The sequence below is a fragment of the Rhizobium sp. AAP116 genome (assembly GCF_001295785.1).
In the GTDB taxonomy this organism is placed as follows: domain Bacteria; phylum Pseudomonadota; class Alphaproteobacteria; order Rhizobiales; family Rhizobiaceae; genus Allorhizobium.
The window spans coordinates 17,471-39,034 of sequence record NZ_LJIB01000007.1 but is presented as its reverse complement, the minus strand read 5'-3'; the positions used below and the strand labels follow the sequence as shown (position 1 = coordinate 39,034).

The 21,564-nt window shown below is 59.4% G+C and carries 19 protein-coding genes and 1 pseudogene; 6 read left to right on the top strand and 14 right to left on the bottom strand.

The window, feature by feature from the left end; all coding sequences use genetic code 11:
• Positions 1-102 precede the first annotated feature (102 nt).
• From IP85_RS05585 to IP85_RS05550, 7 genes and pseudogenes are all read right to left on the bottom strand, one after another.
• The gene (locus IP85_RS05585) at positions 103-1,401 is read right to left on the bottom strand and encodes a CmpA/NrtA family ABC transporter substrate-binding protein (RefSeq protein WP_054148694.1); all 1,299 of its coding nucleotides are present in this window, start codon (positions 1,399-1,401) and stop codon (positions 103-105) included.
• 355 nt (positions 1,402-1,756) lie between these two features.
• A complete protein-coding gene (locus IP85_RS05580; RefSeq protein ID WP_054148967.1) occupies positions 1,757-3,028 on the bottom strand; it encodes a CmpA/NrtA family ABC transporter substrate-binding protein in 1,272 nt (423 codons plus the stop codon).
• 34 nt (positions 3,029-3,062) lie between these two features.
• Positions 3,063-3,656, bottom strand: coding sequence for an ANTAR domain-containing response regulator (locus IP85_RS05575; protein ID WP_054148693.1), 594 nt, complete (start codon positions 3,654-3,656; stop codon positions 3,063-3,065).
• Positions 3,657-4,108: 452 nt separating this feature from the next.
• Positions 4,109-4,801: pseudogene (locus tag IP85_RS05570) on the bottom strand (ABC transporter ATP-binding protein); the annotation flags it as partial.
• A complete protein-coding gene (locus IP85_RS05565) occupies positions 4,794-6,035 on the bottom strand; it encodes an FtsX-like permease family protein (RefSeq protein ID WP_054148692.1) in 1,242 nt (413 codons plus the stop codon). The gene IP85_RS05565 and the pseudogene IP85_RS05570, both read right to left, overlap by 8 nt.
• A complete protein-coding gene (locus IP85_RS05560; RefSeq protein ID WP_054148691.1) occupies positions 6,032-7,255 on the bottom strand; it encodes an efflux RND transporter periplasmic adaptor subunit in 1,224 nt (407 codons plus the stop codon). Before IP85_RS05560 ends, IP85_RS05565 begins: the two co-directional genes overlap by 4 nt.
• Before the next feature lie 361 nt (positions 7,256-7,616).
• A complete protein-coding gene (locus IP85_RS05550) occupies positions 7,617-8,006 on the bottom strand; it encodes a hypothetical protein (RefSeq protein ID WP_054148689.1) in 390 nt (129 codons plus the stop codon).
• A gap of 197 nt (positions 8,007-8,203) precedes the next feature.
• Between IP85_RS05550 and IP85_RS05545 the strand changes: the two genes are divergently transcribed.
• Complete coding sequence (locus IP85_RS05545) at positions 8,204-8,647, top strand: hypothetical protein (RefSeq protein WP_054148688.1); 444 nt, start codon at positions 8,204-8,206, stop codon at positions 8,645-8,647.
• Positions 8,648-8,804: 157 nt separating this feature from the next.
• Positions 8,805-9,020, top strand: coding sequence for a hypothetical protein (locus IP85_RS05540; RefSeq protein WP_156322752.1), 216 nt, complete (start codon positions 8,805-8,807; stop codon positions 9,018-9,020).
• Positions 9,021-9,095: 75 nt separating this feature from the next.
• Here IP85_RS05540 and IP85_RS05535 read toward each other — a convergent pair whose 3' ends face one another.
• Positions 9,096-9,464 carry a response regulator gene (locus tag IP85_RS05535; RefSeq protein ID WP_054148686.1) on the bottom strand — a complete coding sequence of 123 codons (369 nt, stop codon included), beginning with the start codon at positions 9,462-9,464 and terminating at the stop codon, positions 9,096-9,098.
• Between the two features lie 4 nt (positions 9,465-9,468).
• Positions 9,469-10,077: a ferritin-like domain-containing protein gene (locus tag IP85_RS05530; protein WP_197277989.1), complete on the bottom strand. Its 609-nt coding sequence runs from the start codon at positions 10,075-10,077 to the stop codon at positions 9,469-9,471.
• Positions 10,078-10,365: 288 nt separating this feature from the next.
• Between IP85_RS05530 and IP85_RS05525 the strand changes: the two genes are divergently transcribed.
• Positions 10,366-14,697 carry a CheR family methyltransferase gene (locus tag IP85_RS05525; RefSeq protein WP_245280805.1) on the top strand — a complete coding sequence of 1,444 codons (4,332 nt, stop codon included), beginning with the start codon at positions 10,366-10,368 and terminating at the stop codon, positions 14,695-14,697.
• A 52-nt stretch (positions 14,698-14,749) separates the two neighbouring features.
• On the opposite strand, the gene IP85_RS05520 is transcribed toward IP85_RS05525, so the two are convergent.
• Positions 14,750-14,980: a hypothetical protein gene (locus IP85_RS05520; RefSeq protein WP_054148684.1), complete on the bottom strand. Its 231-nt coding sequence runs from the start codon at positions 14,978-14,980 to the stop codon at positions 14,750-14,752.
• A gap of 281 nt (positions 14,981-15,261) precedes the next feature.
• Between IP85_RS05520 and IP85_RS05515 the strand changes: the two genes are divergently transcribed.
• The gene (locus IP85_RS05515; RefSeq protein WP_054148683.1) at positions 15,262-15,741 is read left to right on the top strand and encodes a cupin domain-containing protein; all 480 of its coding nucleotides are present in this window, start codon (positions 15,262-15,264) and stop codon (positions 15,739-15,741) included.
• A 386-nt stretch (positions 15,742-16,127) separates the two neighbouring features.
• Here the strand turns inward: IP85_RS05515 and IP85_RS05510 are convergent, their stop codons facing one another.
• Together IP85_RS05510 and IP85_RS05505 are read right to left on the bottom strand one after the other, a co-directional pair.
• Positions 16,128-16,319, bottom strand: coding sequence for a hypothetical protein (locus tag IP85_RS05510; protein ID WP_054148682.1), 192 nt, complete (start codon positions 16,317-16,319; stop codon positions 16,128-16,130).
• Complete coding sequence (locus IP85_RS05505; RefSeq protein WP_082347597.1) at positions 16,312-17,136, bottom strand: DUF547 domain-containing protein; 825 nt, start codon at positions 17,134-17,136, stop codon at positions 16,312-16,314. The genes IP85_RS05510 and IP85_RS05505 overlap by 8 nt, the downstream gene beginning before the upstream one ends.
• 203 nt (positions 17,137-17,339) lie before the next feature.
• Here IP85_RS05505 and IP85_RS05500 point away from each other — a divergent pair, with 203 nt between their 5' ends.
• Entirely contained in the window at positions 17,340-17,888 is a 549-nt protein-coding gene (locus IP85_RS05500; protein ID WP_082347611.1) for an RNA polymerase sigma factor, read from the top strand.
• 301 nt (positions 17,889-18,189) lie between these two features.
• Here the strand turns inward: IP85_RS05500 and IP85_RS05495 are convergent, their stop codons facing one another.
• Complete coding sequence (locus tag IP85_RS05495) at positions 18,190-18,747, bottom strand: TetR/AcrR family transcriptional regulator (RefSeq protein ID WP_197277988.1); 558 nt, start codon at positions 18,745-18,747, stop codon at positions 18,190-18,192.
• Between the two features lie 160 nt (positions 18,748-18,907).
• Between IP85_RS05495 and IP85_RS05490 the strand changes: the two genes are divergently transcribed.
• On the top strand, positions 18,908-19,474 hold the full coding sequence (locus IP85_RS05490) for a carboxymuconolactone decarboxylase family protein (RefSeq protein ID WP_054148678.1): 567 nt from the start codon (positions 18,908-18,910) through the stop codon (positions 19,472-19,474).
• A gap of 411 nt (positions 19,475-19,885) precedes the next feature.
• Here IP85_RS05490 and IP85_RS05485 read toward each other — a convergent pair whose 3' ends face one another.
• Positions 19,886-21,547, bottom strand: a complete 1,662-nt coding sequence (locus IP85_RS05485) for a GMC family oxidoreductase N-terminal domain-containing protein (protein WP_054148677.1) — start codon at positions 21,545-21,547, stop codon at positions 19,886-19,888.
• Between the last annotated feature and the right edge of the window lie 17 nt (positions 21,548-21,564).

The following is a 21,564-nucleotide window of genomic DNA, read 5'->3' as shown; positions in this document are numbered from 1 at the left end:
GGCGGGGAGAGGGGACGGAACGGCTGCGGCTGAGTCCTTCTCTCCATTTAAGGGGAGAAGGTGCCGGCAGGCGGATGAGGGGCCGTGATCGGAACTAGGTCCTTACGCCCCAGCCTTGATCGTCAGGCTGTCGAGATAGGCCTTCGGATTTTCCGGATCGAAGACCTTGCCGTCGAAGAAGGTTTCCGGACCGCGCGAGGTCGATGCCGGGATGTCGGCGGCAGCAATGCCGAGATCAGCGGCCGCCGCACGCCAGATGTCTTCGCGGTTGACCTTATCGACCAGCGCCTTGATGTCGGTGTCGGGTGCGAACTTGCCCCAGCGGATGTTCTCCGTGAGGAACCAGGCGTCATGGCTCTTGAAGGGATAGGAAGCGTGGTCCTTCCAGAACTTCATCTCGAGCCCGGTGTTTTCGGCGAGACGGCCATTGCCGTAGTTGATGGTGCCCTTGAGGCGACCGGCGACATCCTTCGGAGGCACATTGAACCACTGGCGCTTGCCGAGGATCGCCGACATCTCTTCCTTGTTGTCCATGCTGTCGGCCCAGATCTGGGCTTCCATGACGGCCATCATCAGCGCCTTTGCGGCGTTTGGATTCTTTTCGATCCAGTCGGTGCGCAGGCCGAGCGCCTTTTCCGGATGCCCCTTCCAAAGCTCGCCGGTGGTGCAGGCGGTAAAGCCGATGCCCTGATTGACGAGCTGCTCGTTCCACGGCTCCCCGACACAGAAGGCGTCCATGTTGCCGACCTTCATGTTGGCCACCATCTGCGGCGGCGGAACAACGATGGTGGAGACGTCCTTGTCCGGGTCGATGCCTCCGGCTGCCAGCCAGTAGCGGAGCCAGAGGTCATGCGTGCCACCGGGGAAGGTCATCGCGACCTTGATCTCGTTGCCGGCTGCCTTCTTGGCGGCGAAGGCTTCCTTCAGCTTGGAAGCGTCGAGCTGCACGCCGGTCTCGGCATATTCCGTGGCGACCGAAATGCCCTGGCTGTCGAGATTGAGCCGGGCAATGATCGACATCGGCACCGGCACGTTGTTCTGTGTCACCTTGCCGGTCGATATCAGGTAGGGCATCGGGGTCAGGATATGCGCGCCGTCGATGCCGTTCGCTTCGCCGCCAAGCACGAGATTGTCGCGGGTGGCACCCCAGGAAGCCTGTTTGAGGACTTCCACTTCGGTGAGACCATATTTCGCAAACAGCCCCTTTTCCTGCGCGATGATCAGCGGTGCGGCATCAGTGAGCGCGATATAGCCGAGCTTCACACCGGTCACTTCAGGCCCGGCGGTTGCGGCGAAAGCGCCCGACGGAAATGCCAGGCGAGCCGCGCTTGCAAGTGCTGCCGCAGAACCGATCTTGAGAATCTGACGCCGGCTGATGCTCGTTGCTGTGGTCTTGGTCATAGCTGTTTGCCCCTCTTTGTCTGTTGACGGAGATCCGGAAAAACGAAAAAAACGCCGCGTGCTACCTTGCGAGGTCCTGGCGGGAGGAGCCGGACAGCAAGAAGCCTGCGACGTCATTGTCTGATGGTTATCTGCGCCGATAAGGCGCTCATCCGTCCCGCGATCGCCGTTGACCGTGGACATCAAGAGCGAAGCAAGGGCCGTGCCAGTTTCACCTGGCGACGGTTAAGCGTCGGAAAAACAAGCGCTGTTTCAAGGGCAGACACGACCGCCTCTCGACGGTCGCAAGATCAGCCTGCTCGTTCCAGAACCTGACTTTTCGTGCAAATGCCTCAGGTTTGTGCACCGCAGCGCATCAGCCATCGACCGTCCCCACGCCTGACGACGAGGCTGATCGGACCGGAAATCCCTCGACGTAAGCCTGCACCGCATCCGGATCAAAACGCTTGCCATCCATGAAACCCTCATAGCCGCCAGCGCCCTTCTCGCTCGCCTCGTCCGGCATGGCAGCATCCTGTCCCAGCGCTGTCAGATAGAGGTCCGGCCGAAAAGCGCTCCGCGCATGTGCCATGCCTTCATCGCTGAAGTCTGTCTGGCCCCAGCGAAGCATCTGGCTGTAGATCCACGATGCCTGATCTGGCCGCGGATGGTTGGCGGCCCCGCGATGGAAAAGGAAATAATCCGGGACGACCCGTTTCGTCCCCTGCGCATCAAGACTGAACTCGCCATTCAATACGCGGCGAATGATGCCAGTGGGCGCTGCGATGTATTCCGGCGCGCTCAGGATCCCGGCAAGCTCGTTGTGGTGACCTGGGTCATCGCACCAGCGCGCCGCCCGATCGAGCGCGACGATCAGACGGGAGACGGTATCGACATTTGCATCGGCCCAGTCGGGGCGCATGCCGAGCACCTTCTCAGGTGCCAGAGGCCAGATATCCTGCTTGGCAGCCACGATGCGCCCCGTGCCTCGTTCCGACGCAATCATGTTCCAGGGCGCCCCGACGCAGAAGCCATCGATTGCGCCGGCCGCGAGCGCATCCGACGTCAGCGGTGGCGGAACTACCACCAGCTTCACGTCCCGGTCCGGATCGATGCCGCCCGCCGCCAGCCAATAGCGGAACTCATAATTATGCGACGAAAAGGGATAGGTCATCCCGAGTGTTGGCACCGGTTCGCCCCGCGCGCGCATGTCGGCGAGCAAGGCCGCCAGTGCCTTTGCATTGGCCAGAGCATCCGCATCGTCTGCCAGCCCCGTCAAAGACTTCATCCGTTCGAAGATTCGGGCGGACAACGTGATGGCATTGCCACCGCGACCGAGGGAAAAGGGCGCGATGGTCGGCGAGGGATTGGATCCAAGCCCGAGCATGGATGCGACGGGCATCGGCGAGAGCATGTGGGCAATGTCGAACTGGCGGAAGGCAAGCCGATCGCGAACATTGGCCCAGGTGACGTCCCGGACCAGCTCGAGGTGCAGTCCTTCCCTTTCGGCAAAACCAAGCTCTGCCGCGGCGATCAGGATCGAGGCATCCATCAGCGGGATGTAGCCTGCCCTGAGCGTCCTCTGCTCCTTGCCACGCACAGTCACGGGGGCATGGATGGCCGTATCGCCGGATTGGGTTGAAACCATATCGCTCACCAGCATTCTCCGATCCACGCCGCGCTCACAGTAGCAGTCCTGCAGCCGTCACGACGCTCTGGGCGATGTCGGCCAGCTTCTTCTTTTCGTTCATGGCGGTCTGTCGAAGCAGAGCGAAAGCCTGCTCCTCGCTCAAGCCCCGCATTTTCATCAGGATGCCCTTGGCGCGCTCGATGACCTTGCGCTCCTCGAGCGCATTGCGCGCCTCGACCAGTTCGCGTTGAAGGCGGCTGAAGGCATTGAAGCGGCTCACCGCCATGTCGAGGATCGGCTTGATACGCTCTTTCTTCAGCCCATCAACCACATAGGCCGATACGCCGGCATCGACGGCGGCCTCAATGGCGGCAGTATCCGAGCGATCGACAAACATAGCAATCGGCCGCGAAATCATCCGGGTGAGCTGGAATATATGCTCCATCATGTCACGATTGGGGTTCTCGATGTCGATGATGATGACGTCAGGATCCATCGTCTCGATCAGCCGCGCCACGCCCTGCATCTCATGGATCACTCGGACATTCAGATGCCCAGCTTCGTTCAGCCCCTCTTCGATGATCGAGGCCCGAATGGCATTTTCGTCAATGACAAGGATCGTCAGGTCGGAGGAGGTCTTCGCCATAGTCAGACCACGGTTGCCAGAAGCAGCCACGAGATCCTCGTGATACTTAGACATCTCCCCGGATCCACTGCTTCGCCCAAAACGCACCGTGGCTTCCTTGCAAGTGCATGGCGTATTGTGTGTACGGACAATGAGATCTCCCGGTCATATCTTCCGGTAGCGATGCAATTCTCACGCCAGATTTCTCGCTCGATATGTGAAGATGAGATCGTAAACGCCGCGCTGTTCGGACGGTGAAGCAGTATTCCACATTGCTGTGCAATTCCTGAGCTCACCGATGGGATGAGGCGAGAAACACCATCCTGGCAATGCACTCGTATTTCCAGCTGACGCCTGAAGATATCGCTCCGATTTTCTCAAGCCCAGTCTACTCAAGGTCAGGCATTTGAGTCCGTTGCGCGCTCTGCAACGACAGAAACGGCCGACGTCTTGGCTTCGGGCTTTGTAGTGACGATCATTCCGTCGACGATTTCGATGATGCGGTCCGTCCGGCGCGCGAGCTCAAGATTGTGTGTCACGATCAGGAAGGTCGTCCGCTCCTGGCGGTTGACGTCCCGCATCATCGCAAACACCTCGTCGGCGGACTGGCTGTCGAGATTGCCGGTCGGCTCGTCAGCCAGAACCAGAGCCGGGTTCATGGCCAGCGCCCGGGCGATGGCGACCAGCTGTTGCTGCCCGCCGGACATGCGGTTGGCGGGACTGTTCTTGAACGGGGCTAGCCCCACCTTGTCGAGCAAGGTTCCCGCCTGCTCCCGCATTGCCTGACTGGGCCAGCCCTTGTCGAGCAGCATCGGCATCATCACGTTCTCGACCGCAGTAAAAGCCGAAATCAGATGGTGATACTGGAAGACGAAGCCGATGCTGTGTCCCCTGAGGCTCGTCTGTGCCGCATCGCTGAGGCCTGCCGTATCCTCGCCTTCGATCTGCATCCGACCGGTGGTCGGACGATCGAGCAGGCCGATGATGTTGAGAAGCGTGCTCTTGCCGGATCCGGAGGGACCGATCAGGGCGCAGAACTCCCCCTCCTGGAGGACGAGGTCTATGCCATGCAGCACCTCCGTCTCGATCTCCGTCCCGACGCCGAAAGACTTGGTGACCCCCTCGAGGCGCAGCACGGTCCTGTCCGTCGGTGCGGGCCTATCCACGGATCGCATCCACTGGATCGAGACGGGCGGCACTGAGCGCCGGAAGGACGGCGGTCACCAGACCGGTAAGGGTCGCAACCACAGCGGTGGCGACGAAGAGCGACGGCTGAAGCGCAATCGGAAAGAACTCGGTGCCGTCGGGGTTCCTGGCAAAAGTACGCCAGACGAGAACGAAGCCGGCTCCGAGCGCAGACCCGGCCAGCGATCCCAGCATGCCGATCACGGCGCCCTGGACGAGAAAGACCCGCATCACCTGCGCGCGCGACGCCCCCATGGCCCTGAGGATGCCGATTTCGCGGGATCGCTGAACAACCGACACCACCAGCACGCTGGATATGCCGAGCGCCACCGCGATCGCCACAAAGAACTGGATGACGTAATTGGCGATCGACTGGGTCTTGAGTGCGGTGAACAACTCCTCGAAGGTCTTGATCCAGCTCTCGGCATTGACGCCGAGAGCCGAGCGCAGATCAGTGGCCACCACTTCCGCCTGATAGGCGTCGATCAGATTGACACTGAGGCTGGTCACGCCCCCTGCCAGCCCAAGCAAGGATTGCGCCGATCGCAGGGACACGAAGACGCTGCGCTGATTGACCTCCTTGTTGCCGAGATCGAAGGTCCCGCCGATGATGAAAGTCTGATCGGAGCCGCTTGTGGTCTTTGTGCTGGTGGTGCGGATGCGCAGTTTCTCGCCGACCCCGATACCGAGATCACTTGCAAGTTCAATGCCGATGAGCACGCCATTGGGCGACAGTGTCGCCGAGCCGGAGATCATCTTTTCGGGCAGCGCGATGATCCGGTAAAAGGCGTCCGGCTCCATCCCGGTCACCGAGACCGCATCGGCGACCTCGCCACGCACGGCAAAGGCGGCACCGACGACCGCCGGTGACACGGTGACGATGTCAGGACGTGCCGTCAGCTGGGCGGCAATCGCCTGCCATTGGTCAATCGAGCGCAGCCTTTGCGCCGGTTTCTGCACGATCGCGAATGTCTCAAGAGCTGTCACAGTGCGCTGGGGCCGGGCCACCTCCTCGCTCGGCGAAATCACGATATGGGCCTGCGTGGAAAGGACCCGGCTGAAGATATTGGCCTGAACACCCGCGAGCAACGAAGACATGAAGACGATGACGGAAACACCCACCGCCGCCCCGACAATGGTCAGACGGGTCTGCATCCGCCCCTCGAGCAGGAAGCGGAAAGCGGCGATCAGTTCGAACGGCAACCAGGTTTTCATGGGGACACAGCAACGTCAGCGACGCGGACGCGCGCACCCGCCACGACGGTCGTGACCGTCGAGGGAATGACGAGGTCGCCGACAACAAGTCCATCGAGGATCTCCATGCTGGCGATACCCCGCAGGCCCAGAGTGACGGGCCGCTCGACGGCATGCCCGTCGAGGATCAGCAACACCTTGGGCGCAGCACTCGCGGCGTCGCGAACAGCCGCATTGGCGACCACCAGCGCATTCTCATGGCGGGCGACCTCGATGTCGACCGACACGGTCATGTCCTCCTTGAGGTAGCTGGGTGGCGCGTCGATGGAGAGCTTGACCTCGACGGAGCCCTTGTCGGCATCGACAGTCGGACTGATCGTTGCGACGGCGGCGCGAAAACTCTCCTCCGGATAGGCATCGGCCGAGGCAAGGGCCGGCTGGGCGATGCGGATCACGTCGAGATTGCGCTCGTCGATCTGCACGACAAGCTGCTTGGACCTGTCTGGCGCGAGCACAAGAAGCGGCGTCCCCGCCTGAACGATGGCGCCTTCTTCGACGGCTCTCTGGATGACGACGCCCGTGACGGGGGCGGTGATCAGTGTCAGGCCCAAGCCGGCCTGCGCGGCCCTGAGCACCGCCTCGGCCCGGACGACGGCACCCTTTGCCGCCGCATGGCCACTGCCGCCGACGGATAGGCTCTTCACCTGCAACTCGGCTGATCGGACCTCGGTCTTGGCAATATCGAAGGCGCGCTGAAGATCCTCAACGGTCTCGCCGGTCGCAATCGAACGCTCGGCCAGTTGCAAGGCACGGGCCAGTTGGGATTCGGCATTGCGCAGGGTCGCCTTGGTCTGGATCAAGGTCTGCTCGGCCAGTGGCAGCGTCAGTTCCTCCACCTGTCGGAGGCTCGTTCGCGCCTCTGACAAGGATGCCGCTGCCTGGTCGACGGCAGCCCTCGCCTGACGGTCATCGAGGGTGATGAGTGCATCGCCTTTGCGAACAGCGGCACCCTGCCTCACATGGACGTTGAGCACGGTTCCGATGATCTGGCTGCCGATATTGACACCCGATGGTGTCTCGACGCGGCCACTGGCAACGACCGTCTGGACGATCGTGCTGCGGGCAACAGAGATTGCCGCGACCTTCTCACCCAGAACAAAGGGAATGCCAAAGTAGACGCCGACTGTGGCGATGACCGTGGCGCAGATCGTCCCGGCGACAAGTTTAGGCCCAATCTTCATGACGCTCTCCGCCAAGAGCGACCGGACAGGACCCGACTGCGTGAACGTTTCATGCGGGCGGATGCGGAGGCGCACCTCGCATGGGTCACGTCTCTGGGGCCGCGAGGACACATGTGCTTCATGGTCGTTCACATATGCCCTGCGCGCTTGCGGCAACAGGATCGGAAGATACTCATGTTGCCGAGACGGACACGATGCGTTGGAGGCCAGAGCAGCAAGGCAATCTTGCTCACGGTCATCATGTGCTTCCGGCTCGCCATCCTGCCGACTTTTGCGACAATGGCATCCCTTGTCCGCGAGGGTCTGGCCGGAGAAAGACGTTGCGCCATTCCTGACCGCTGAGTGGCGACTGTTAACGGCGTTAGTCGACAGGGCTTCCGATACGGAGATACTCAGCACTGATGTCCTTAGTCAGCCCTGTGACATCGGTGACAATCCCATCACGTGTCATATCGATAATGTATTCAAGACCTTGTAGCCCTCTTGAGATCGTCGTGCTGGAGGTCGTGCCTTTCATTCCGCGCCAGGCGGTCAGAAACAATGCCGCATCCGCGTCATCGTAACGCGTCTTCTGTTCATAGCCGTCGTCCTCGGGCGTGAAGTAGAGCGAGATGACGTCCCAGTTGTAGTCAGCCTGGTCTGAGCGCTTCAATAGGTCCTCTGCCCGCGCGGCAATCGCCTTCATCACCGAAATGCGCACGCGCAGCTTTCCCTTGTCCGCAATCGTGTTGATCATTTCATTGAGCGACATGTCGTGTTCCTGATTTCGGGGCGGGCGCGACACCAGACGGAGAGAGACGTTGATCCGAAGATCAATCGTTCCCGAATGTCAGTTCGGGCGATGCGTAGAGGGGCTGACTGACGGTCGTCTCGCCTGCGCTCGGAAAGTAGAATTTCAGGAGCAGTATGCCCAGAACACCGCCAATCGCGAGGGTGAGAAGTGCCAGCATGACGAGGCGCAATTTGTTACAGATCCCGGATGGATGGAGGAGTATTGCCGGTGGTTGGCAACGGAAAGCGACCTTGATCGCTGCCAGTGCAGCATCACGGCTGCTGCCGGCCGGGGCCAGGGACGGATTCTACCTAGTTTGGCCGACCATAGGTATATTCCGGCCCTCACCGTTATGGCCCATTCCTCTTTATTCTGAGCACGGTCAATTCGTGGCGGGTCTTGTGGAGGAAAGCATGACCTTAATCCCAGACAAACTGATTGACGCAGCGTCCGATGCAAACCTTCTGGCAGCCTTCACCAAGACCTGTGAGCAGCACGGGTTTTCGTCAGATGGCGAAGATGGTTCCGATCTTGCGACAGTGCTCAGCCATGCGTTTGAACGGGGCATCACCAGTGAAGAGGCACTGATCGCATTGGTGGAGAACCTGATCAACGGGTGAAGGACGATAGTGTGCAGAGCCCTGCCCTGTCGGCTTTTACAATGCCGGAGACCGGATCAAGGTCTGGGGTTCCCAAGGCGCATTCTGGGGCGGATTGTGGGGATTGTTCTTTGGCGGGCTCATCCTGACCGTCCCCCTCTTCGGATATGTGTTCATATTGGGTTCGCTCGCAGCAACAGTGGCTTCAGCACTCGAAGGCGCGCTCGCGGTCGGCGGACTGATACCCGCGCTGAAGGCCGACAGTTTTCTCGTGATGGCCCATGGATCCGAAACAGAGCTTTCGCAAGCGAGGCATGTCCTCGACGCCGTCAAGCCGACGAAGCTCGACACGCATTCAGGTGCAGCCGAAACGGATCTGAAAGCCATCGCATAGCAGGTCAACGGAAAACGCGAACTTCGCGAGAACAGCCTGGGATGTTTCGATCAGGTGGCTCTCGCGAAGGTGTTTTCAAAATGGCCTGCCTGCTGCCTGCATGGCGGCATGGATCGCCTGATCGACATCCGCATCAAGGAAAGGCTTCTGCAATATGATGGCATTGGCCGGGACCTCTTCTCTGACCAGCCTATCGCCAGTCATGAAGATGTAGGACACCGGTCCTTCTTTCAGGATCCTGGCGACGGCAACGATGCCACTGCCCTGCTTCAGATGCCTGTCCACAATCAGAAGGTCTGGCTTTAGCCGCGTCGCCGCTTCGACAGCCGCGTCCTCCGTCACTTCGATGGCACAGACCTCGTATCCCATTTCCACGAGGAGTTCTGCGAAGAAGATGGAAATGAGAGGCTCGTCTTCCGCAAGCAGTATCCGAAGTTTCTCCATCTTTTCAAACAATCGCTTTTACCGGACACGCGTCCGACCCGGCGTTTATCAGGGACGGAAATGACAGGGGCGTGAGAAACCGCTCGAACAGCCAGAGTTGCCTTTCGGTGTCGCCCGTGATGCCTGCAAACAGACCAGCCGTCACCGGGTCGCCTATCGCGTTCAGGAAGGCGATCGCCTTCTGCATCGAATGGGCATAAGCGGCGATGCTCCTGGAGACCGCAAATGCATGCTCCTGCTCCCCCGCGATCAGGACGGGATAATCAGGCAGGAATGAGCGCGCGGCCACGAGCTTGACGGTGCCGAAAGCGATGTCACCAAGCGCCGCGCTTCGGTCGGCAAGTGCATCGCACTGTCCAGCCACCAGCACAGCGGTTGAACGCAAGATCACCCGCATTCCCTCGTAATTCGGGCCCTGCACGTTCCATTCCGCCTGCTTTATGTGGGAATGAAGATCGAGCGCTGCCGCAAGATGATTATTGATGGTGAACGTGGACTGGGCGCGAACATTCTCCGGCAAGCTGTTCTGGGTGGGGCGCATGGCATGAGTTCCTGGCATCATCGGTTGCGGTGCCGCAGGACGCAGCATCGGCAAATCAATCAGCGGGATCACAGCTCCCGGCTTTCTGACTGTTTTCGGAACCATAATTCATGCCAGCCTTTTAACAGAGGCTCGGAAAACACTCATTCAGGCAAGTCGGCCGGCGCCGCATTGACCCACCGGAGCAAAGGTGACCATGTCTTTGACATCGATCAGGTTGGAATGCTCCCCATAGGGGTATTATTGGTCTTTGCAACGGCTTCTTTCCAGGAGCACGAAGGGATCGATACCATGAAGGCTGCCGATACAGTCAGCGGCAACGGACCGCCGGCGCCCGCTCTTCCGGATGAGATGCAAACCGTGAGCGCTTCTCCAAAGCGGTTTCCTGTCGTCGCCATCGGTGCGTCCGCAGGCGGCCTGGACGCATTTCGCAAGCTTCTGGATGGTATTGCTGTACCAAGTGGGGCGGCTTTCATTTTCGTGCAGCATCTCGATCCGCACCACGAAAGTCTCCTCGTTGATCTCGTGACAGACAACACGCCCATGACCGTGGTGGAAGCGCACAACGAGATCGCCCTTGAGCGTGACCATGTCTATGTCATCGCGCCCGGCACCGTGCTGACGGTAAAGAACGGCATCTTGCAGGTGGCAACAATAAATCCGCCGCATGGCGCGCGGTTGCCGTTCGATACGCTGTTGATTTCACTTGCAGAGGACGCAGGTGCATCCGCGCTCTCGATCATTCTTTCAGGCTCCGGCACAGACGGGAGCATCGGGCTTGCCGCGATCAAACAACAAGGCGGCATGGTCTTCGTCCAGGAGCCCGAGGAAGCCGGCTATGACGGCATGCCCCGCAGTGCCGTGGCGACCAATCTCGCCGACAAGATCCTGACCCTGGAGAAAATGCCGGACGCGATCGCGGCATTCGGCCGAAATCTCGCAGAAGCACCAGTTCCCGCAATGGAGGCTCAGTCTCCGACAACATCAGCGACACTGCTCGACATCATCAAGGTTCTTCGCTCAAAAACGGCGCACGACTTCACGTCCTATAAACCTGGCACCCTGCAGCGCCGGGTCGAGCGACGAATGGGAATGAAGGGATTATCCCTTAACGACATGGATCAGTATCTTGCGCTGATTGAAGAGGATAAGGGCGAGCGTGACGATCTGGCCAAGGATCTGCTGATCAATGTCACCAGCTTCTTCCGTGATCGCGCGGTCTTTGAAACTCTCGAAAATGCCGTCATTCCCGACCTCGTGAAGGCGCATCCCTCCGATCAGCCCATGCGAATCTGGATCGCTGGCTGCAGCAGCGGCGAAGAAGCCTATTCGATCGCCATCCTCTTCCGCGAAGCAATGTCCGCCGGCAACTCTCCCCTCAAACTGCAGATCTTTGCCTCTGACGTCGATGAGGATGCAGTGGCCACCGCCAGAGAGGGGATTTACCCTGAAACGGTCAAGGCTGACATCGACGCCGAGAGGCTTTCACAGTTCTTCCTCAAGGAGGACAATGGCTACCGCGTGAACCCGGATATCCGGTCGATGATCGTTTTCACCGTTCAGGACGTGCTATCCGATCCGCCGTTTTCCCGCATCGATCTGGTCTCCTGCCGCAATCTCCTGATCTATCTGGACCCCAAAGGTCAGGCAAAGGCGATCTCTCACTTTCACTTTGCGCTGCGCGAGGGCGGCATCCTGCTTCTCGGTGCTACGGAAACAGCGGGCAGTGCTGAAGGTCGCTTCACACCGATCTCCAAGTCTGACCGGGTCTATCGCCATGTTGGCCGAAGCCGTCCGGGCGACATGATCTTTTCGCTCAATGGGTCTGCGGGCGTTCATGTGCCTCAGAGGTCAACTCCAAAGGCAAACAACGCCACCTCCCCGTCTCTCGCGGACATCTGCAACCGTAAGATACTCGAGATCTATGCGCCGGCCGTTGCCGTGGTCAACAGGAAGAACGAATGCCTTTTCACGATGGGGCGCATCGGAAACTATCTTGAAATCGCGCCCGGCTATCCCTCGACCGATCTGTTCGCCATGACACCAAAGACGCTGCACACCAAGCTGCGCTCGGCGATCCAGCGCTGTCAGCAACAGAAAACCGCGATCGTCGCGCGCGGGGGGGAGATAAATGACGGGAAAGGCAGCCCCAGGCGCGTCAGCGTTCGGGTGGAACCGATCGAGCATGAGGGTCAGAGCCTGTTTCTGCTCTGTTTTGTCGATGAACCCGAAGTCCAAACGAAAACCCAATCCGGCATTCCCGAGACGGCCGACCTTGGACGGGTGCGTGAACTTGAGGCTGAACTCGTCGCCACACGCATCGAACTGAATGGAGCGATCAGCAATCTCGAACTGTCGGGCCTGGAACAGAAGGCAATCAACGAGGAAGCCCTGTCGTTCAATGAGGAATTCCAGTCAACGAACGAGGAGCTGCTGACCTCGAAGGAGGAGCTGCAGTCTCTGAACGAAGAGCTGACAGCCTTGAACAGCCAGTTGCAGGAGACACTGGAAAAGCAGCGAACGACCTCGAATGACCTGCAGAACATTCTCTACAGCACCGCTGTCGCAACCCTCTTCCTGGACGTAGACCTGAACATCCGCTTCTTCACGCCCGCCACCAAGGTCGTGTTTCATGTCATCCCCGGTGACATTGGTCGCCCTCTGGCCGACCTGCGGTCGCTCGCCGTCGATACGATGCTGATTGCCGATGCCAAGTCCGTGCTTGGCGATCAGGAACCGCTTGAGCGCAAGATCGAAGCATCCGGCGGTCTCTGGTATCTGCGGCGCATCATGCCCTATCTCAATGAAGACAAGGCCGTTGAAGGCGTGGTCATCACCTTTGTCGACGTCACGGACCAGCGCAACACCTCCGAGGCGTTGAGACTGGCCAAGCGGCAAGCCGATATCGCCAATGTTGCGAAATCCCGGTTTCTCGCGGCGGCCAGCCACGATCTGCGCCAGCCCTTGCAAACCTTGAGCCTGCTGCAGGGCCTCCTGGTTCGTCGAAACAAGGATGAACGCTCGGGTGAATTGCTAGGCAGGTTCGAAAGCACACTTGGCTCCATGTCGGGCATGTTGAACGACCTTCTTGATATCAACCAGATCGAAACCGGTGTGGTGAAGGCGGCCCTTGTGGATTTCGGCGTGCAGGCGCTGTTCACCTCGCTGCGGAACGAGTTGACCCTGGTTGCCCAGTCCCAAGGCCTGGATTTCCGCGTGGTGGACAGCAGTATGTTTGTCCGCACGGACCCGCTTCTGCTGGAACAGATCCTGCGCAATCTGATCGCCAATGCCTTCAAATACACGCAGACGGGAAAAGTGCTGCTGGGATGCAGACGGCGCGGCACGATAGCCAGCATCGAGATATGGGATACCGGGATCGGCATCCCCGAAGCGGAACTGCAAGCGATCTTCGACGAATACCACCAGATCGACAATGATGCGCGCGAGCGCAGCAAGGGGCTCGGCCTCGGACTCTCGATCGTGCAACGGCTGAGCGATCTCCTCGGCCATCGGATCAGCGTGAAGTCACGGCCATCGAAGGGATCGGTCTTTGCAATCGCACTCGAACGCCTGGCCGGCCATCACAGCGCACCCATGGCAAACGCGCCGGTTGAGACACCCTCAATTGTCAGCAAGCCCCTGAAAACCGGCCGAATTCTTGTTGTCGAGGACGATGCCGAGATTCGAATGCTGCTTGAGCAACTGCTGAGCGATGAAGGCTATACTGTCACTTCAACGCCCGATGGCCCTTCAGCCTTGAACCAGCTGACGTCCGGCATCGCGACGCCGGACGTGATCCTCACGGACTACAATCTGCCGGGGGGCATGAACGGCATTGACGTCGTTGCCGAGATCAGGAAGAGCCGCAAGGCCAATGTCCCGGCCATTGTGCTGACGGGCGACATCTCAACGAAGACCCTGGCTCATATCTCGAGCGCCAATGTCATTCACCTCAACAAGCCGATCACGCTGCAGGCAGTGACCAGCTTGATCCGGCGACTGCTCGAATCGAGGCCGGCACCCGAACAGCCAGGCGTACACGCGACTGAAGATGTCATCGCGCGGGCAAGTGTGATCGACGAACCGCTTGTCTATATCGTTGATGACGACGAGGATCTGCGGAAATCCTTGTGCCAGATGATCGAGGCGCATGGCTTGGCCGCCGCAGCCTATGACAGCAGTGAAGCCTTCCTCGCGCATTCTCATCCCGAACAGCCGGGCTGTCTTCTTGTCGATGCCTATCTGCCCGGCATGACGGGCGTCGAGCTTCTGCAGACCATCAAGCGGTCCGGGCGAAAGCTGGGGGCAATCATGATCACCGGCAACAGCGACGTTCAGATGGCTGTCGATGCCATGAAGGCCGGCGCCTCGGAGTTTATCGAGAAGCCCATCATGCCAACGGCGCTGCTGGAGATTATCGACACCACGATCGCCCAGTCACGGGATCAAACGGAAACGCTTGCGCGGACCGCGTTGGCGGTCCAGCAGATCAACTCGCTGACGGCACGCCAGCGCCAGATCATGGAAATGGTGCTGGCTGGACATCCGAGCAAGAACATTGCGGCTGATCTCAACATCAGCCAGAGAACGGTCGAAAATCATCGCGCCTCGATCATGTCGAAGACAAAGTCAAAGTCATTGCCGGCCCTTGCGCGCCTGGCGCTGACAGCAGCCGAAGCTGGCCCGTGAACATCGTAGGGAAGCTGCGGGCAATACACATGCCCTGCCTGCATAGGCGACGCTAACGTCTGTCGAGCAGGAACGCCTCCCCTGTCGCTTCCGCGAGATATTCGCCATGGCCGACAAGCTTCAACCTTCGACCATCGGACAATTCCATGGTCCGAATGCCTCTGTTGTCGTTCGCGCTCGGCTCCAAGGCAATCGTCAGCTCTGCGAGGTCTTCCATCTCGTAGAGTGTGACGGGTTCACCCGCTGATGTCTTTGCTTCATGCATGCCAACAATCTTTTTCATCATTCTCTCCGGTCAAGCGCGGCCTAATCGTGTGATCAAAAATTCTAGCCGCCATCCAGACGCGCGAAAGCATCGGAAACTACCTAGGGAGTGCATGGTAGTTTCACATTTAACCCGGATCCTGCTTTTGAGGCGATACAGACCGCCACCCCCCCCTCAAGCCTGGGTAGTTTCCGACCCTAGTCGCGACCCAAAGACGCCGCGATATTGCGACGCAATCAGGCTCTGCCTGCAAAGGCCAGACGCACCGGTTCGCCAGAGCAATCGTAAGGAGATCGATCATGGACAGCACCGCTGGTAGGATCAAAGACATCGGTCCGAAGCCGCAATCCTTCGACATCGAGCGCGCATCGAAAGACAACAGCGATTATCGTTCGGTTGCCTGGAGTGGCCGCTATCTCCAGGTAACGCTGATGTCGATCCCCGTCGGCGGCGACATCGGTCTTGAAGCACATCCACAGACCGATCAGTTCATCCGCCTCGACGGAGGCAACGGTCGCGTGCAGATGGGAGATGCGAAAGACAAGCTCACGTTCGAAAAGGACGTCTCGGATGGCTGGTGTGTCCTCGTTCCCGCAGGGACCTGGCACAACATCACCAATACAGGGGCGACGCCGATGCAGGTCTATACGATCTACGCGCCGGCCCACCACAAGCCCGACAAGGTGCAGGCAACGGCGGCGACAGCAGAAGCAGACAAAGACGATGAACCGGCGCTATGGTCGGTGCAGCCAGATCACCGACCGGATCAACAGGGGTGATCTGATCGAAGCGGCACGCTGAGGCGGCCTTCCCTGACCAGCGTTCCATTGCGCAATTGCTGTTGGAAACATCAGGGAAGGCTGTCTTCGGCCGTCTCGCCGCCCTCGGTCTCCCATGACGATATTCCGGCACTTTGTTTCCTGCTGAATTTGAGGCGGATCCCAGCACCAGCTCCGCGTGCTTCTGGTATGAACGTAATGCCCAGCCTTCCCAGCGTGTCTTTCAGCGCATCCGGGAACCCAACAGGAAGATCAGCGGTCTTTCGTCGTCCTGTCGCGATGACGTGATCGCCCGGGCGTGAAGGAGGCGAACAATTGCAATCCCAATGCCCGATGATGCGCCAGTTGCGAATTAGGACATGGGTCACAGGACAATCGATGTGCGGTCAAATGCCACTCCTGCATGAACGGATCTGCTTGAAGATGATGGGGATCAGCGCGATCTCGGCCACCGTAAAGAAAGCAAGCGTGATTTCCCGGGTGATCAGATTGGATATGTGTGCCTCGCGTCCGGCTTCTTGTGCAGCGACCAGCACGCTGTCTACGCCCTGGCCGAGATGGGCATAACCGTTAGACATCGTTGAGTGACCAATCATAGACAAAGGAGCCGACAGAGGCTGTATCGATCCGTTGCGCAAGATCGGCACTGGCAAGGGATTTCCAGTGTGCCTTGAGCGCGCCCTTGCCGCCGAAGTCGTCGGCATACCAGGAATAGATTTTCGATGCAGTGATCTCGTCATCCGAGACTGTGACACCACGCGGATGGTTGACATAGTCGCGGGCGTTTTCAGCGAGTAAAGCGTCTACATTGCCACCAGTGTAAGCCCTCGCCGCCAGGTTCGGGCATGAGTATGACGCGCAGTTCAGGCCGTAATGGCTCATCGGGTCCTTGAACAGAGCCCGAACGATTTCGTGTTCGACATCATCCAGCGAAAGCTCGACCCCGCCGACGACCATGATCTTCCTCGACCAGGGACCTGTTTTGAACAGGCCACCCCCGCCGAGCTTGATGTCTCTTATCGAGGCGACGGGATAATGGTCGATAATCACCTCGAGGGTCTTGGCGTTGTAGAGATTGATCCAGAACGCATGGCCCTCGTTGCGTGATAGTCCCGCAGGGTTGATGCTGGACAGTTCCGAAATGTAGGATTTGAGAACCGCCGCCCCATCTCTCCCAAGCGACTTGTAGTCGACTCGGTTGTAGCGGCTCTTGTCGGGTTTGACATAGCGCTGAAGCAATTGATCGAAGGCAGTGTGGTCGAGGCTCGCTGCTCCGGCTGGAGCGAAGGCTGCGAGGCCTGAGGCGCTGGCAGGCCGTGCCCCCATAGCGATTACGCCGGCACCCGCCAGACCAAGCATGGCGCGACGAGATAGTCGGCTGTGTATCGGTTTCATGCTCTTGTCCTTCTCGTTGTGAATCTGATTTTGCTCAAGAAGCCCCCGAATTCAGAGTCACGATGACTTGAAGCTCGCGAATCTTGCTGGACTTTCAGAACGATTGTTCTGTTAATGCCTCGCCAACATCGACTGGAGGGGCTGTGGAAGATAACGAGTGTGATGACGCGATCTTGCTTCCGCGGCTGGTCGTAGGCGATCGGATGGCTTTTCAGCGACTGTTTCGGCTGCACAATGCCCCGATGATCCGTTTTGCGACTGGCATCGTCAGAAGCCGTCATGTGGCCGAAGAAGTCGTCCAGGATACCTGGGTCTCGGTCCTCGGACGGATCGATCTCTTCGAAGGACGAAGCTCTCTGGCAAGCTGGATCTACGCCATTCTCGTCAATAAAGCCCGAACCGTTGCGAAGCGTGAGGGCCGCATCGTCTTCTTCGACGATGCCGGTGATGGCAACGGCCTTGCAGATGCCTTTGACGGGCGCGGTCGCTGGCGCGACATTCCCGAGCTCTGGGATGAGTTGACGCCGGACAGACATGTTGAGGGCCGCAGCGTCCTTCAGCACGTCGAAGCGGCCATCGAGGCGCTCCCGCCGGCGCAGCGCGCGGTCCTGATCCTCCGCAGCCAGCAGGAACTCGAGGCCAAGGAGGTCTGCACTCTTCTCGGCATGAGCGAGGGCAACATGCGCGTGCTTCTCCACCGGGCTCGTGTGCACGTGCGAAACGTCCTCGATCGGCTCAACAAGGATCTCTGACATGGCGCTTGGCGTAGCGCACTCCAGTATCGGCGCAATGCAGGCCGAGACTAGGTCGGCATATCCTGCCCCAATGGCAATCCGATTGCGGTTCAACCGTTTTGGTCGCGACCAAAGACGATTGGACCGGGCGGAGTTTTGATCGGTCGATGCCACCCGGGCTCCTTGCGAAACTTCGGCCCACCAGGCCTGCTGCACGAAGGACTATCGAGCATTCAATCTGTTACACAGGAGGAAGCAAAAACGTCGCCAGAGGTTTCTCGCAGGCGTGTTCAGGTCGCCAAACAAGTTCGCCAGTTCCTTATGGAGCGGCGCTTAGGCTCGTCACAGCGGTGACCGCCGCTTGGGCGACAGGTTTGAGCTCATCGGCTGTCTGGCCAGAGCGCGCCTTGAGCGTCATCCCGCGGGCCACGGACGCAATCATTCCTGCTACAGCCCCAGGCGAGATCTTCGCGTTAGCGGGCCACGGGGCCAATTGAAGGCGTGCCTCTATTTGCTTTTCCATCGTCACGAAACGACGGTCGAGCTCTACCGTGAAGACCGGGTTGGTTCCCGCTGCTTCCGCCAGGACGCAGGAGATCAGGCAACCTGGTGTCTCACGATCCGATGAGGCAAGATAAATGACCTCATCGAAGAAGGCAGACAAATCCTCAGCAAGCGTGCCCTTCGGTCCCAGCGCAGCAATAACATGCGACACGCGCGTCTCGCCGTAGCGGCCGAGCGCAGACAGAAACAGGCCCTGTTTGTCCCCAAAGAGCTGATAGAGGCTGGCGCGAGGCATGTTCATCGCCCGACACAGCCTGTCGATCGAAGCCGCTTCGTATCCTTCTGCCCAGAAAGACCTCATCGCTGCTTCCAACGCAGTCTCCCGATCAAAGCCGCTGGGACGGCCCCGCTGACGGGTTGTTGGGGTGGTGGCTGCCATTGATCACCTAATTCTGGACTGATCGTTCTAAAATAACTGTTCATTCCTCGAAATTCAATTTAAAGAATGACTGTTCTGAAATTAAGGAGGCTTTATGACCCGCACCCCTCTTCTCAATATGCACCCCGAAACACTAGAAGCATCCACGGGCGAGGCGCATGCCTTGTTGGCGACGGCAAAGTCAAAACTCGGCTTCGTGCCCAATATGTATGGCTACATGGCGAAATTGCCGCCGGTCCTCGCCAACTACATGTCGAGCTATGACGCCTTTCGCAACCAGTCCGGCTTTACACCTGCTGAACAGGAAACTGTGTTTCTCACCATCAGCCGCGTTAATGGCTGCACCTACTGCATGGCCGCACACTCAATGATTGCCGACAAGAAGTCGGGCGTACCTGCAGCATCTCTTGCGGCGCTCAGATCCGGAAAAGAATTGCCGGATGCCGGACTTCAGGCTGTCGCAGCTTTCACCGAAGTCATGGTCATCTCGCGTGGCAATCCTGGAAAAGCGGCGGTCGATGCATTTATCCAGGCTGGCTACACCGAACAGCACATCCTGGGCATCGTATTGGCGATCGCTGCAAAAACGTTTTCCAACTACGTCAACCACCTGGCAGGAACTACGGTCGATCCGGTATTTGCGCCTTATTCGGTGGATTGATACGGCATGGCAAAGAACAATTGAGGTGCGCCCCGAATAGGGGCGCCCTCTAGAGACAGCCATTGAAAACGGGCGTTCGAGATCGGCACTGGATGAGATATTGTCTAGCCTGAAGCGAAGGCTTTCCCGCCATGTTGACGTCAGCCCAAAGCCAGAGCACAAAGATGGCATCCACGGTCGTTCTCGGCGGAAAAACAGAGGGAAATCAAAGGTAATTTTCCAAGCCTTTGAAATGAGGCGAGAATTTAGGTTCTTCAGGCAGGCCATTGTAGGTCGGTTTTCCGCTGAAAATCAGCGTCCGTTTATCACAGAAGAAAGGGACGCCTTCTCAAGAACTTAAGCAATTCTGGCTGCTGTTCTTCGGGCCAGCCGTCATGCTTAAAACGGATCTCGCAAAATCGGCTGGGGACCTTAGTCGGCGCCCGAATTGTAATAGACCTCACTGACTTGGTTCCCCCCCATCCGGTCCTGCCGGATAAGGTCGGCCGCTTTATCGGCGATCATCACCACCGGTGAGGCGGTATTGCCCGAGACGATGCTGGGCATGATGGAGGCATCGACGACGCGCAGGCCCCGAATGCCGGTCACTCTTAGCGAGGGGTCGACCACGGCATCAGGATCCGGACCCATTCTACAGGTTCCGACGGGGTGAAAAATGGTGGTGGCGATGTCGCCGGCCTTTTGCAGCAGGGCTTCGTCGTCCTGGAATTCACGACCGGGCAAGATCTCCTCGGGCTGGAAGGGGCGAAGGGCTGCAGCCGACATCACCTGTCTTGCCTGCCGGATGGCGGCGATCGCGACGGAACGGTCCTGGTCGGTCGAGAGGTAGTTCGGACGGATCTCCGGCTGCAGGGCCGGATCGGGCGAGGTGATGTGGCAGGTACCGGCGCTGGTCGGGCGCAACTGGCAGACCGAGACGGTGATCGCCGGAAACGGGTGCAGCGGATCGCCGAGCTTGTCGGTGGAGAGCGGCTGGATGTGATACTCGATGTCGGGCCGATCCTCTTCCGGGCTGGACCGGGTGAACATGCCGAACTGGCTGGGTGCCATCGACATGGGACCCGAGCGGTAAAGGGCATATTCGGCAGCGATCTTCATCTTGCCGCGCCAGGAATTGGCAAGCTGGTTCAGCGTCACCGTGTTCTTCACCTTGAAGACCGTGCGGATCTGCAGATGATCCTGCAGGTTCGCGCCGACGGCAGGTTTCGCCATGATCACATCGATGCCAAGCGACCAGAGGCGGGCGGGATCGCCGATGCCGGAGAGTTCAAGCAGCTTCGGCGAGTTGATCGCGCCGGCAGCGAGGATCACTTCGCCTGACGCCTTTGCGGAGAACGCGCCTCCCGGCGTGCGATACTGGACGCCGGTCACGCGTTTGCCCTCGAAGGTCAGGCGTTCGACCAGGGCATGCTGGACCAGACGCAGGTTGGGTCGCTTCAGGGCCGGTCTCAGAAAGCCTCGGGCCGTGTTCCAGCGGACACCCTTGTGCTGGTTGACATCGAAGAAGCCGGACCCTTCGTTGTCACCATCGTTGAAGTCGGCGCGCGGTTCGATGCCGAATTCACGAGCCCCTTCCTGGACGGCCTCGAGGATATCCCATTTCAGGCGCTGGCGGCTGACCTTCCAGGCGCCACCCTTTGCATGCATGTCTCCTGACGGCCCGTGATAGTCCTCGGACTTCAGGAAATAGGGCAGCACATCCGACCAGCCCCAGCCGGGATTCCCGAGGTCACGCCAGCCGTCGTAATCGGCCGCCTGGCCGCGCATATAGATCATGCCATTGACCGAAGTGCAGCCGCCGAGCACCTTGCCGCGCGGATAGGCAAGGCTGCGGCCGTTGAGACCGGGTTCGGATGCCGTGCGCATCATCCAGTCGGTGCGCGGATTGCCGATGCAGTAGAGATAGCCGACGGGGATCCGTACCCAGTGATAGCGGTCAGAGCCTCCGGCCTCCAGGAGCAGCACGCGGGTCTTCGGATCCTCCGTCAGGCGGGCGGCGAGCACGCAGCCCGCTGTCCCTGCCCCGACGATGACATAGTCATAGTCGCCATCGAGCCGTATCGTGTCCGGCATGGTCTGTCCTTTCGTTG